This window comes from Streptomyces thermocarboxydovorans (assembly GCF_039524635.1).
GTDB classification, from domain to species: Bacteria; Actinomycetota; Actinomycetes; order Streptomycetales; family Streptomycetaceae; genus Streptomyces; species Streptomyces thermocarboxydovorans.
The window spans coordinates 18,819-31,895 of the sequence record NZ_BAAAGU010000067.1; the positions used below are offsets into that span (position 1 = coordinate 18,819).

Genomic DNA, 13,077 nt, shown 5'->3' on the forward strand with positions numbered 1-13,077 from the left:
GTGATGCAACCGATCTCGGCACACCCACCGTGGTGATTGGCACCGCATCGCCCTCCCCGCCCGCTGCGTCCAGTCGCTGAAGCTCCACCACGAGCGGCAGCAGCGCGAGCGGGAGGCCGCGGGCGCGGCGTGGCAGCACAGCGGGCACGTGTTCACCGCTGCGCAGGGCGGGCCGATCGACCCGACCAACCTCACCCGCGCTTTCACACGCTCCTTCGTAAGGCCGGCCTCCGCCGCATCCGGTTTCACGACCTCCGGCACTCGACCGCCCCTCTGCTTCTGGAGCAGGGCGTCGAACTCGTCGCGATCAAGGAGCTCCTCGGCCACGCCCACATCGGCGTCACCGCCACCGTCTACGCCCACGTCAGGCTCCGCCTCCAGCGAGACGCCATCGACGCCCTCGGCACCGCGCTCGGCGGCCGGGAGACCACCGAGACGGCACGCTCCGACGGCGACGAATCGCCACCCTGCGCCGCCCTCGTCCGCTGACGTTGCCGTCAACTACTGCCGTCACCCCACGCTGAAGCCCCGCCAGGACACACCTGACAGATCTTCAGATTTGCATGCGCGCCGCGTCGAACGCGATCAAACTTCCGTCGATTCACTCCTGAACCAGAAGTGCGTCAACTCACCCTGATGACTTACTCCCACCACAACAGGGCCGCAGCTAGCCTTGACAGCTGCCACAGTTCCACCGAGGGTTAGTAGCTCGCCTTCCGGAAGGCGAGCATGCGACAGTTCGACGGTTTTTCTCACAATCCGAAAGGCAGGGTCGGCGTCCTCCCATTCCGAGATGTCGAATACTGGCACGACACCCCAGAGCAATTCCGGTTGGGGACCCCAGTCCAGGCCGCCCCCTTCGGGGGGAAGATCGATAACCGTCAAGCTCATGAGTTGACCGCTTTCAGGGTGCACCCTCACCTCAAGATAGCCGCCAGAGCTGCCGGAAATCATCAGGTAAAGAGGCTGGAGATCCCTGTCGACTTCCCACAAGGCATCCAGCGGGATCCACGGATCCTGCTCTATAACGGCTCCGGGGCAGGGAGCCCACCGAGTCACTTTTACCACCGGCTACTCCTAACCGACATAGAGAGCGTGAACGAGAGCGGGGAGTGGGTCTTGCGGGCGCTGACTGAACTTAAGCTCCCATCCACCGGAAGTAATCACCCTTCCCGTCGGGACGCCATTCCGAGTAGCCCCTTCGACGGCAGATTGCAAGCTGCGAAGCTGAACCTGGATAGCCAGTCCCACTTGCTCTCGGCTCGCCATATTCGCCGCCTTATTCTGCGCGTATTCGGCGATGTGCTTGGTTGCATTCCCGTGAACCCAAACACGCGTACCACCCGCTTGCATTTCAAACGACCGAGGCAAGTCAGAGCCAGGATAATTCGGCTGCGTCCCCTTGATGTCGTCCCAGACCGTACCGGTGCAGTTGCGGTTGTGAACGAGGACGGGTGTCTCCCCCGCCAGCACATAGTACGTGTGCAGTCCGTCGACGGTGAGGTTGTAGACCTCCGTCGACCGGATGTGGTGCCGGATCGCGGTGATCTGGACCCAGGTGCCGGCGCTGGTCTGCAGCCACTGACCGGCCTTCAGGTCACCTGCCTCGACCCACCGGTGCAGCTCCGGCACCCAGAACGGGTGACCGTCGGTGGCGGTGATCGTGCTCGCCCTGCTGCCGCCGTCGGATCCGCCGGTGTCCACGGTGATGTCGACGAGCTGTTTCTCCCCCGTCCCCTTGATCAGCGCGGTGACCTTGCGCGGCCCGCTCTCACCGGTTTCGGGGTCGGTGGCGATCACCGCTTCCCCGACGGCGACGTCCTTGATCGGCTTTCTGGTCCCGTCGGCCATCAGGACCGGCGTGTCGCCGGTGAAGCTGTTGGGGGCGGGGCACCCGGCCACCCGCGTGCTCGCCCTGCCGGCGAGTGCGGCGCCCATGCCCTCGCCGAGCATGCCGGCCAGGCAGCCGGTCGCGGCGGCCTGACCCACCTGGCCCCAGCTGACCTTGCGGCCGGACAGGCGCTGGGTGAGCCAGTTCATGCCCCCGTCCAGGATCCCCCCGACGACGCACCCGGCGATCATGGGGTTGTTGCCGGAGGGGTCCGTGTAGGTGGTGGGTGACGCCAGGGCGTACTGGTAGAGATTGACTCCGCCGGAGTGGCCGCTGGGGTCCTGGGAGATGAACCGTCCGGTCTGCGGGTCGTAGTACCGGTCGCGGTAGTAGAGCAGGCCGGTGCCGTCGTCCTCGCGGCCGGTGAAGGTGTGGGTGTTCGACGAGGGCTCGCCGGAGACGGTGGGCATGCCGCCCGGTTCGTAGGCGTAGCTGGTGGCGAGGGAGCCGTCGGTGCCGGCCAGGCCGACCACGGTGCCGAGCGCATCGGTCAGGTAGATGCGGGTCTCGCCCTTCTCGGTGCGGGTCAGGAACTCGTCGAGCCCCGAGGTGACCAGCGTGGCGGTCGTCGCCCCCGAACCGTCCTGCTCCACCAGAGGGTTGGCGCCGTCGGTGAGATAGCGGCTGGTGGTGCCGTCGATCGTCTTGGTGAGGCGACCGCCGAGCGGGTCGTAGCCGAACGCCGAGGTGGTGCCTGCCTTGGTCAGACCGGTGAGTTCGCCGCGGGCGTTCCAGGTGTAGGTGCGCAGGCCGTCGCCGGTGAGCCGGCCGTTCACGTCATAGGTGAAGGTGCGGCCGGCGTAGCTGGTGATGCGGTTGTCCTTGCCGAACCGCGTTCCGCTCTCCTCGGCCGGCAGGGCCACCTTGGCCAGCGACCCGGTCAGTCCGGTCTGCAGCGAGCGCTGGTCGCGTGCGTAGTCCAGGGTGCCGATGGTCCTGGTGCCCCGCTGGTACGCGATGGACTCGATGACGCCGGTCGCGTCGTAGCCGGTGGTGCGGGTGATGCCGCCGGGCAGTGAGGCGGTCTTCTCCCGGCCCACCGCGTCGAGTCCGAACGTGACCTCCTGGGCCCCGGACTTCACCGAGGTGAGGATGTCGGAAGCGTCGTAGCCGTAGGTGGTGGTGGTCCCGGCTGCGGTCATCCGGGTGCGCCTGTCCCTGGCGTCGTACCCATAGCCGACCGTGCCGGTCGGGCCGGTGGTGGAGGTCAGGCGGTCGTAGACGTCGTAGGCGAAGGACCGGTCGCCGGCCTGGCTGTCGCTGATCTGCTTGAGCAGGTCGTGGTCGTCGTAGGTGTACGTGACGGTGGACTCGGCCCGGCCGGCGGCATCCACGCCGTACCGGGTCTGCTTGGGCCGGCCCAGCACGTCGTACTCGGCCACGGCCGACAGCCCCGACCGGTCGGTCGCCCGCTCCAGCAGACCCGCTGCGTTGTAGGAGAACCGGGCCTGCGCGCCGAGCGGGTCGGTGGCGGACGTCGGGCGGTCGGCGTCGTCGTAGGCCCACTTGGTGGTGTTGCCGCGAGGATCGATGAGGCCCGTCAGGTTGCCGTTGGCGTCGTATTCGAGGGTGGTCCTGTGGCCCAGGGGGTCGGTGACCTCACGGGCCTGGTTGAGTACGTCGTAGGAGACGGTCGTCAGGGAGCCCGCCGCGTCGGCCAGGGCAGTCACCCGTCCGGCGGCGTCCGTGAACTGGCGGGTGACCCGGCCTTCGGCGTCCTTCGTGGAGACCAGGTCGCCGTGGTCGTAGGTGTATTCGGTGGTGGCGTTCGCGTTGTCGGTGACCTTCTTGATCGGGCCGTCCGCGGCCAGGGTGAAGGTCGTCCTGCGGCCCTCCGGATCGGTGATGGTCTGGAGGTCTCCGGTGCCGGTGTAGGTGAAGGTGGTGGTGTGCCCCAGCGAGTTGGTGATCTTCGTGGGCTGGTCGTAAGGCCCGTCGAACACCGTCGTCCCCGAGGACCGGGCGTCGGCGGTGCCGGCGAGTTCCACGGCCGAGGTGACATGCCCGTTGGCGTCGTACTTCAGCTCGGTACGCCGGCCGTGAGGATCGACAACGGCCGTGACGCGGTGGGCGGCCCCCCGCTCGTAGACGGTCTTGCGGGCCAGTGAGGTGCCGTAGGCCTCGGTGTCGCTGACGGCGAAGCCCGAGCCGTCGAACTCCACCCGGCGGACGGATCCGCCCGGTTGGGTCACCTCCGTGGCCGTGACCTGACCGGTGCCGGTCGTGGTGTAGGCGAACGAGTACACCTGCCCTTCGGCGAGCCTCTGCTGAGTGACTCTGCCGTCGGCACCGAAGGTGTTCGTCATGTAGACGACGCCGCGGGCGTCCGTGGCGGTCTTGATGCGGTTGGAGGTGCCGTCGTAGGTGTACGACGTCACCTGGCCGGCCGGGTCGGTGACCGTCTTCAACCGCCCCGCACTGTCGTAGGTGTAGGACGTCGTGCGGCCGGTGTTGTCGCGGGCCCGGGTGACGCGGTGCTGGTCGTCGTACGTGAGGGAGATCCAGCGTCCGCCGGGGGTGGTGATGGTGGTGATGTCGCCCTTGGTGCCGTTGGACCGGGTGAGGCGGACCGCGTTGCCGTGACGGTCGCGGATCTCCTTCAGCGGCCCGTACCAGGGGAAGGTGAACTCGGTCCCGTCCCGCAGCACCAGGTGCCAGCTGCTCTTGTGCTGCGTGATGCTGGCGCCGTCCAGCGCGGTGGGGGAGCCTTCCGGCTCGAAGACGACATCCCTGTAGTCGGAGCCCGTCTTCCGGATGAAGTGCACCTTCCGGCCGCCCGGCAGGTACAGGTCCACCTCGCTGTACAGGCGCCGGGAGTGCAGATACATGTTGTAGGACAGGTCACGGCCGATACCGAAGGCACGGGAGCGGGTGTCGCCCTGCCAGTAGGTCCGGGTGACCTCGGCCGGGCCCAGCGGGTCGGCGACGGCGAGGTCGGTGCGGGAGTCCGTGAGCAGGCCGGTCTGCAGGTCGACCGGGTCTCCCGACAGCCAGTCGACGATGTCCGCGACGCGGGAGATGTCGAACGGGATCGCGTCGGAGACGCTGATCATGGCCCCCGTGAAGGCCCAGATACGGGTCTTCCGGTCCGGTACGACCTGCTTGCCGTCGCGCGTGACGGTCCCGTGGCCGTAGGTGTGCCAGCCCTTGTCCGCCGGGTCGTAGGCGAGGAAGTCGACGCGGGAGCCCGGCGCTTCGTGCGTGTAGTTCGGGTAGATGATCTGGGCGCCCTCGGGGAAGATGTAGGTGCCGCCCGGCTGCACCGTGAAGAAGACGGGGACGGCACTGTTCTCCGGCAGCGGGAAGGGCGAGCGGTCCACCGGGATCGCCGTGATGCCCAGCTCGGTGACCGTCCTCCCGTGCTCGTCACGCACCACGGAGCCCTTCGGGAGGCGTACCTCAAGTCCGGGGATCTTCGGGGTGGTCAGCGTGACGTCGGCCTTCGTGGGCGCGTCGAGGGTGACCGTGTGCCTGGTGTCCAGGGGGGACATCCACACGGGGAAGCCCAGGTCGGTGCTCCGGCCGGCGACCGGGTGGATCCGGATGTCGTACCGGCCGTACGTCCGTGTCCTCGTACTGGCGCTCGCCCCGTCCACGACCAGCGTGGTGGCGTCGGGGCTGATGCCGGACAGCAGGAAGCGTCCCCGGGCGTCCGTGCGGCCGGTCCTGGCGCCGACCCGGACGGTGACGCCGGCCAGCGGCGTGCCGTCCAGCTTCAGCACATGGCCGGTCAGGGCGGTGCGGCCGGGCGGGGCGCGCAGCCGGGGCGGGGCCTTGGGGGCGGCGCCGCGCCCGGTGGTCCAGTCCCGGCCGCTGAGGTTCCGTTTGCCCGGCTGCCAGGCATCGGGGCCCGTCGGCACCACACCGGCGGCCTCCTTCGCCTTGGCCGCCTTGGCTTCGGCCTGCTTCTGCAGCGCGTCGCACTTGTCGGCGCGCACCTCGGCGTGGTCCGGCACCAGCAGCGGCAGCCGCTGGGCGAGGCATACGGCCGGCAGGGGGATCTGCGGGACCTTCGCGGTGAGGGTGCCGCGGACTGCGGCGGCGGAGGCAACCGCCTTGAGCGACAGCTGGACGCTTCCCGTGCCCGCGGCGCTGGGATTGATCAGAACGGTGTAGGTCCCGGTTTCGGGGAGGTCCGCCAGGGCGATCGTGCCCGAGGCGCCGGCCGACACCAGGCGCTTGCTGACCACGGCGGCACCGGTCGGGGCCAGTACGGTCACTGCCAGGCTCTTGGTGAAGGCGTTGGACGCCAGGCCGAGCGACAGGTCGTCTCCGGCCTCGGCCGTGAAGGAAGCGCTGATGTTCTGTCCGGGCCGGGCGACGGTGGCCCTGGTCGTGCTTCCGTCGCGGGGCAGGAGACCGGCGTCCGCCCGGGCGCGAGAGCGTCAGGGTCACCTTGCCCGTATCGAGCTTCTTGCCCGCGACGCGCACGGTGTACGTGCCGGCCGCGGGCAGCGCGTCGCTGTCCCAGTCGCTGTCGCGGCCGGGCGACGTGGTGAAGCTCTCGGCCTTCTTGCCGTCCGGTCCGGTGACCGTGACCGTTGCGTAGCTGGGCACGGTGGTTCCGGACGCCCCCAGGCTGAGCCGGTCGCCGGCCTGAGCGGTGAAGGTCGCGAGCCCGTCCTGACCGGGCCGTGCGAGATCGAAGGTCGTCGACGGAGCCGTCGGTGTGAGCGTGCCGCCCTGCACATAGTTGGCCCCCTTTCCTCCCACGGTCACGGTGTGGGCGCCGGGGGTGGAGGAGAAGCCGGTGCCGGAGATGGTGATCTTCGCGCCCGGCGCGGCTCGGAGCGGCACGACCGAGAGCACCGAGAGGGTGCTGGAGGGGTACCGGTCGATGCCGAGCCGGTTTCCGGCCTCGTCGTACCGGTAGCGAGCGGTCTCGACGTCCGGGTCGGTCACGCCGACCAGCCGGCCGGCGGCGTCGTAGGCGTAGACGGCGTTGTCGGTGGTGGGTGCGGCGGCGGAGTCCGCGGACGCGGATGCGGATGCGCCGGGAGGGGGCGGCGCCGGCTTCGCCGGAGCGGCGTCCCCGACCGGACGAGGCCGGGTCGGTACGGCGTCGGCCGACACCGTACCGGCAGTCAGTGCGACGACCAGCAGGCCCACGGTCAGCAGCCGTCGCCGCCGCTGTCCGGCCCCACGCAGAAGTAACCCCCGCGACCGCATTGCGCCCCTCCCCACAGCACCTCACGGGTCACATGCACCCCGTGTCCCCCCACGACGTACAAGCCGGATCACCATAAACACCGACTGTCATGAATGCGACACACAGCGCGAGGTATGGCCGAGATTGATCTCGTCGGGGCCGGACCGTGTCGCTGCCGCCGGGACACCCGGCGCGCCCCCTCGACCCTCCGCATCCGCCCCGGAAGCTGGAATGCTGGACCACATGAGTTCGGGGATGCGGGGGGTCGAGAGCGTGGAGGACAAGGTGCGGGTGGTCATCGCCGAGGATTCCGTGTTGCTGCGGGAGGGGCTGACCCGTCTGCTGACCGACCGCGGGCACGAGGTCGTCGCCGGGGTGAGTGACGCCGAGGCGCTGATCAAGACCATCACCGAGCTGGACTCCCAGGGGCAGCTGCCCGATGTGGTCGTGGCGGACGTCCGTATGCCTCCCACCCACACCGACGAGGGCGTGCGCGCGGCCGTGCAGCTGCGCAAGGCGCACCCCGGGCTCGGGGTCCTGGTGCTGTCGCAGTACGTGGAGGAGCGCTACGCCACGGAGCTGATCGCCGGCTCCAGCCGGGGCGTCGGCTATCTGCTCAAGGACCGGGTAGCCGATGTGCGTGAGTTCGTGGACGCGGTGGTGCGCGTGGCCGAGGGCGGTACGGCCCTGGACCCGGAGGTGGTGGCGCAGCTGCTCGGCCGCAGCCGCAAGCAGGACGTTCTCGCGGGACTCACCCCGCGCGAGCGGGAGGTGCTGGGCCTGATGGCCGAGGGGCGGACGAACTCGGCGATCGCCAAGCAGCTGGTGGTGAGCGACGGTGCCGTGGAGAAGCACGTCAGCAACATCTTCCTGAAGCTGGGCCTGTCCCCCAGTGAGGGCGATCACCGGCGGGTGCTGGCCGTCCTCACGTATCTCAATTCCTGACCTGTCTCATTTTCTGAGACGTCCGGGGGATCCGACCGGATCCCGGTGAGATCTCGGACACCCGTGAGATCCCGTGAGGACCCGTGAGATCCCCATGACCGGTGACAACCGGTGAATCCTTCGGACCCCCGTCCGGCCGAACCGCGAAGGGTGCACGCTGCGTCTTCAACAGCAGGGGCCCGGGGCGCCGCGCCAGCGGTGATCCGGGGCACCCGCAGCAGACCGGCGCGCCGTGCGCACCGCGACCCGCGTCCAATATGCGAATCACTCAAGGAAGGCGACCCTTACGGACGTAGGGTTGATCCCGGGAGGACCTGCGGGAAGGTCCGGCCCGGACAGCCGCCTCGAGGGAGGTCCAGTTCAGTGACCAGCCAGGTCAGCAGCCCAGCGGAGCACGCCGACGGTGCAGTCGTGGGAGAGCAGCGCACAGCGGCGGGGTCGAAGGACGTCCGCCGCCTGGACCGGGTGATCATCCGGTTCGCGGGGGACTCGGGTGACGGTATGCAGCTCACCGGCGACCGCTTCACCTCGGAGACCGCGTCCTTCGGCAACGACCTGTCGACGCTGCCGAACTTCCCGGCCGAGATCCGCGCCCCCGCCGGCACCCTGCCCGGCGTGTCGTCCTTCCAGCTGCACTTCGCCGACCACGACATCCTCACCCCGGGTGACGCGCCGAACGTGCTGGTGGCGATGAACCCGGCCGCGCTGAAGGCCAACATCGGCGATCTGCCGCGCGGCGCGGAGATCATCGTCAACACGGACGAGTTCACCAAGCGGGCGATGCAGAAGGTCGGCTACGAGACCAGCCCGCTGGAGGACGGCTCCCTCGACGGCTACAACGTGCACCCGGTGCCGCTGACGACCCTCACCGTCGAGGCGCTGAAGGAGTTCGACCTCACCCGCAAGGAGGCCGAGCGCAGCAAGAACATGTTCGCGCTGGGCCTGCTGAGCTGGATGTACAACCGGCCGACCGAGGGCACGGAGAAGTTCCTGAAGTCCAAGTTCGCCAAGAAGCCGGACATCGCGGCGGCCAACATCGCCGCGTTCCGGGCGGGCTGGAACTTCGGCGAGACCACCGAGGACTTCGCGGTCTCCTACGAGGTCGCCCCGGCCGCCACCGCGTTCCCGCCGGGCGTGTACCGCAACATCTCCGGCAACCTCGCCCTGTCCTACGGGCTGATCGCCGCGTCCCGCCAGGCGGACCTGCCGCTGTTCCTGGGCTCGTACCCGATCACCCCGGCGTCGGACATCCTGCACGAGCTGAGCAAGCACAAGAACTTCGGTGTGCGCGCCTTCCAGGCGGAGGACGAGATCGCCGGCATCGGCGCGGCGCTCGGTGCCGCGTTCGGCGGTTCGCTGGCCGTGACCACCACCTCCGGTCCGGGTGTGGCGCTGAAGTCCGAGACCATCGGTCTGGCCGTGTCCCTGGAGCTGCCGCTGCTGATCGTGGACATCCAGCGCGGCGGCCCGTCCACGGGCCTGCCCACCAAGACCGAGCAGGCCGACCTGCTGCAGGCGATGTACGGCCGCAACGGCGAGGCCCCGGTGCCCGTGGTGGCGCCGCGCACCCCGGCCGACTGCTTCGACGCCGCGCTGGAGGCGGCCCGGATCGCGCTGGTCTACCGCACCCCGGTGTTCCTGCTCTCCGACGGCTATCTGGCCAACGGCTCCGAGCCGTGGCGGATCCCGGACCTGGAGGAGCTGCCGGACCTGCAGGTGCAGTTCGCGCAGGGCCCCAACCACACCCTGGACGACGGCACCGAGGTGTTCTGGCCGTACAAGCGCGATCCGCAGACCCTGGCGCGGCCGTGGGCGCTGCCCGGCACGCCGGGTCTTGAGCACCGCATCGGCGGCATCGAGAAGCAGGACGGCACGGGCAACATCTCCTACGACCCGGCCAACCACGACCTGATGGTCCGCACCCGCCAGGCGAAGGTCGACGGCATCGAGGTGCCGGACGTCGAGGTCGACGACCCGGACGGCGCGCGGACGCTGGTGCTGGGCTGGGGGTCGACGTACGGGCCGATCACGGCGGCCGTGCGCCGGCTGCGCCGGGCCGGCCAGTCCGTGGCGCAGGCGCATCTGCGGCACCTCAACCCGTTCCCGAAGAACCTCGGGGACGTGGTGAGGGCGTACGACAAGGTGGTGATCCCCGAGATGAACCTCGGGCAGCTCGCCACCCTCATCAGGGCGAAATACCTGGTGGACGCCACCTCGTACAACCAGGTCAACGGCATGCCGTTCAAAGCGGAGCAGCTCGCACAGGCTCTGAAGGAGGCCATCGATGGCTGAGACGTCCAGGGAAGGCACGGGCACGATCGAGGCTCTTTCCCTCGTGCCGAAGGCCGAGGGCAAGCAGTCCATGAAGGACTTCAAGTCCGATCAGGAAGTGCGCTGGTGCCCCGGCTGCGGCGACTACGCCATCCTGGCCGCCGTGCAGGGTTTCATGCCCGAGCTGGGGCTGGCCCGCGAGAACATCGTCTTCGTCTCCGGCATCGGCTGCTCGTCCCGCTTCCCGTACTACATGAACACCTACGGGATGCACTCCATCCACGGCCGCGCCCCGGCCATCGCGACGGGCCTGGCGGCCTCCCGCCGGGACCTGTCGGTGTGGGTGGTCACGGGTGACGGCGACGCGCTGTCCATCGGCGGCAACCACCTGATCCACGCGCTGCGCCGCAACGTCAACCTCAAGATCCTGCTGTTCAACAACCGGATCTACGGCCTCACCAAGGGCCAGTACAGCCCCACCTCCGAGGTCGGCAAGATCACCAAGTCGACGCCGATGGGGTCGCTGGACGCGCCGTTCAACCCGGTGTCGCTGGCGATCGGCGCGGAGGCGTCCTTCGTGGCCCGCACGGTCGACTCGGACCGCAAGCACCTCACCGGGGTGCTGCGGCAGGCCGCCGCGCACCCGGGCACGGCGCTGGTGGAGATCTACCAGAACTGCAACATCTTCAACGACGGCGCCTTCGAGGTCCTCAAGGACCGGCAGCAGGCGGAGGAGGCGGTGATCCGCCTGGAGCACGGGCAGCCGATCCGCTTCGGCGCCGACGGTGCGAAGGGTGTGGTGCGCGACGCGGGGACCGGTGACCTGAAGGTCGTCACCGTGACGCCGGAGAACGAGGCGCAGGTGCTGGTGCACGACGCGCACTCGGCGTCGCCGACCACCGCGTTCGCGCTGTCCCGGCTGGCCGACCCGGACACCCTGCACCACACGCCGATCGGTGTGTTCCGCTCGGTCGACCGTCCGGTGTACGACACGCAGATGGCCGACCAGCTGGACAGCGCCATGGAGCAGCACGGCAAGGGCGACCTGGCCGCTCTGCTGGCGGGCGGGGACACCTGGACCGTCGTCGGCTGACTCGGCTGACCCGACGGCTGAAGCCGCCGCCGACGAGGCCCGGGCCCGCGCGGTCCGGGCCTCGTCGTATGCCTGCCGGGCGCGCTCCACGTCGGCCATCCGCAGCTCGGTCCACCGGGCCAGGGACCGCACCTGCTCGGCGGCCTCCCGGCCCAGCCGCCGCCCTCGCCGACGACCACCGCGGCACGGAGGAGGCGCTGCGCGCCTCGGGCCTGCCGTACACGCTGCTGCGCAACGGCTGGTACCACGAGAACTACACCGAGAACCTGGCCCCCGTGCTGGAGCACGGCACGGTGGTCGCCGCCGCCGTCGCCGCGGCACTCAAGGCCTGACTCTCCAGGGCCTCCCGCACCCCTCCACCCCCTGCTGTCATGACCGTATGCCGATACGGACATGACAGCAGGGGGTCTTCGGCGTTACCGTCGTCCGGGCGAGCTTTCGCTCGCACAGGTGAACGTCGGCCACGGTGTAAGGCAAGGTCGGCAAGGGTGTAAGGCAAGAAGGAGGGCCCGTGACCGGGAAGTCGGCCGCCGAACGGCGCATAGGACTGCTGAACGGCTTCGCGGCGTACGGGATGTGGGGACTGGTCCCCCTGTTCTGGCCTCTGCTCAAGCCCGCCGGGGCGGTGGAGATCCTCGCCCACCGGATGGTCTGGTCGCTGTTCTTCGTCGCCGCCGCGCTGCTCGTCGCCCGCCGCTGGGCCTGGCTCGGCGAGCTGCTGCGGCAGCCGCGCAAGCTGGCCCTGATCACGGTCGCCGCGGCCGTGATCACCGTGAACTGGGGCGTCTACATCTGGGCGGTGAACTCCGGGCACGTCGTCGAGGCCTCGCTGGGCTACTTCATCAACCCGCTGGTCACCATCGCTATGGGCGTACTGCTCCTCAAGGAGCGGCTGCGGCCCGCGCAGTGGGCGGCGGTCGGCATCGGCGCGGCGGCGGTCCTCGTCCTCACCGTCGGCTACGGCCGCCCGCCGTGGATCTCGCTGTGTCTCGCCCTGTCCTTCGCCACGTACGGCCTGGTGAAGAAGAAGGTCAACATCGGCGGCCTGGAGTCGCTGGCCGCCGAGACCGCGATCCAGTTCCTGCCCGCGCTGGGCTATCTGCTGTGGCTCGGCTCGCAAGGGCGGTCCACGTTCGGGGCCGAGGGCGCGGGCCATGCGGCATTGCTGGCGGCGACGGGCATCGTGACCGCTCTTCCCCTGGTGTGCTTCGGCGCCGCCGCGATCCGGGTGCCGCTGTCCACGCTGGGGCTGCTGCAGTATCTGGCCCCGGTGTTCCAGTTCCTCCTCGGCGTCCTCTACTTCAAGGAGGCCATGCCGCCCGAGCGGTGGGCCGGATTCGCGCTGGTCTGGCTGGCGCTGACCCTGCTCACCTGGGACGCCCTGCGCACCGGCCACCGCAACGCCCGCACCCTCGCCGCGGCTGCGGCGGAGGCGAAGCAGACGGGGGCGGTCGGGGTCGCCGAGACGGACCAGAAGCGGGTCGTGGTGGTCGCCGAGACGGAACAGAACCGGACCGGGATGGTCGCCGAGGCGGGCGAGAACCGGACCGTCGTGGCCGCCGGGACGGACCAGCCCCGGCCAGCCCTGGCCGCCGAGGGGAGCCGGCCCGCGCCGGCCGTGGCCTCCGCCTCCGGCGGGCCGGACGCCGCGCGAGCGGTGCGGAACGGGCCCGCCGACCCGGAGACCGACCCCCTCTAAGCCCGGCCGTAAGCGCGCGGGGCCGCCCC

6 protein-coding genes and 4 pseudogenes are annotated in these 13,077 nt (G+C 69.8%); 6 read left to right on the plus strand and 4 right to left on the minus strand.

The features are described 5' to 3' along the window. Window positions 1-28 precede the first annotated feature (28 nt). Window positions 29-489, plus strand: a pseudogene (locus tag ABD198_RS26020) (tyrosine-type recombinase/integrase); the annotation flags it as partial. A 96-nt stretch (window positions 490-585) separates the two neighbouring features. Here ABD198_RS26020 and ABD198_RS26025 read toward each other — a convergent pair. From ABD198_RS26025 to ABD198_RS30810, 3 genes and pseudogenes are all read right to left on the minus strand, one after another. Next, window positions 586-1,068 (minus strand): hypothetical protein, encoded by a 483-nt coding sequence (locus tag ABD198_RS26025; RefSeq protein ID WP_344006305.1) that lies wholly within the window; start codon window positions 1,066-1,068, stop codon window positions 586-588. A gap of 9 nt (window positions 1,069-1,077) precedes the next feature. Further along, the gene (locus ABD198_RS26030) at window positions 1,078-6,111 is read right to left on the minus strand and encodes an RHS repeat-associated core domain-containing protein (RefSeq protein WP_344006307.1); all 5,034 of its coding nucleotides are present in this window, start codon (window positions 6,109-6,111) and stop codon (window positions 1,078-1,080) included. A 466-nt stretch (window positions 6,112-6,577) separates the two neighbouring features. Beyond that, window positions 6,578-7,060, minus strand: a pseudogene (locus tag ABD198_RS30810) (IPT/TIG domain-containing protein); the annotation flags it as partial. A gap of 235 nt (window positions 7,061-7,295) precedes the next feature. Here ABD198_RS30810 and ABD198_RS26035 point away from each other — a divergent pair. From ABD198_RS26035 to ABD198_RS26045, 3 genes are all read left to right on the plus strand, one after another. Next, a complete protein-coding gene (locus tag ABD198_RS26035) occupies window positions 7,296-7,985 on the plus strand; it encodes a LuxR C-terminal-related transcriptional regulator (RefSeq protein WP_344006318.1) in 690 nt (229 codons plus the stop codon). A gap of 363 nt (window positions 7,986-8,348) precedes the next feature. Next, window positions 8,349-10,277, plus strand: coding sequence for a 2-oxoacid:acceptor oxidoreductase subunit alpha (locus tag ABD198_RS26040; RefSeq protein ID WP_344006309.1), 1,929 nt, complete (start codon window positions 8,349-8,351; stop codon window positions 10,275-10,277). Continuing rightward, window positions 10,270-11,349, plus strand: coding sequence for a 2-oxoacid:ferredoxin oxidoreductase subunit beta (locus ABD198_RS26045; RefSeq protein ID WP_344006311.1), 1,080 nt, complete (start codon window positions 10,270-10,272; stop codon window positions 11,347-11,349). The genes ABD198_RS26040 and ABD198_RS26045 overlap by 8 nt, the downstream gene beginning before the upstream one ends. Window positions 11,350-11,382: 33 nt before the next feature. Here the strand turns inward: ABD198_RS26045 and ABD198_RS26050 are convergent. Then, a pseudogene (locus ABD198_RS26050) lies at window positions 11,383-11,505 on the minus strand (winged helix-turn-helix transcriptional regulator); the annotation flags it as partial. On the opposite strand from ABD198_RS26050, the pseudogene ABD198_RS26055 reads away from it, so the two are divergent. Further along, window positions 11,496-11,657 (plus strand): annotated as a pseudogene (locus tag ABD198_RS26055) (KR domain-containing protein); the annotation flags it as partial. The pseudogenes ABD198_RS26050 and ABD198_RS26055 sit on opposite strands and share 10 nt — an antisense overlap. Window positions 11,658-11,923: 266 nt before the next feature. Then, window positions 11,924-13,048 (plus strand): EamA family transporter RarD, encoded by a 1,125-nt coding sequence (gene rarD, locus ABD198_RS26060; RefSeq protein WP_425580555.1) that lies wholly within the window; start codon window positions 11,924-11,926, stop codon window positions 13,046-13,048. Window positions 13,049-13,077: the final 29 nt, after the last annotated feature.

Excerpts from the sequence above, each read along its gene's own strand:
- ABD198_RS26045 (WP_344006311.1), top strand. The coding sequence starts at position 10,270 with ATGGCTGAGACGTCCAGGGAAGGCACGGGCACGATCGAGGCTCTTTCC.
- ABD198_RS26035 (WP_344006318.1), top strand. The coding sequence starts at position 7,296 with ATGCGGGGGGTCGAGAGCGTGGAGGACAAGGTGCGGGTGGTCATCGCC.
- rarD (WP_425580555.1), top strand. The coding sequence starts at position 11,924 with ATGTGGGGACTGGTCCCCCTGTTCTGGCCTCTGCTCAAGCCCGCCGGG.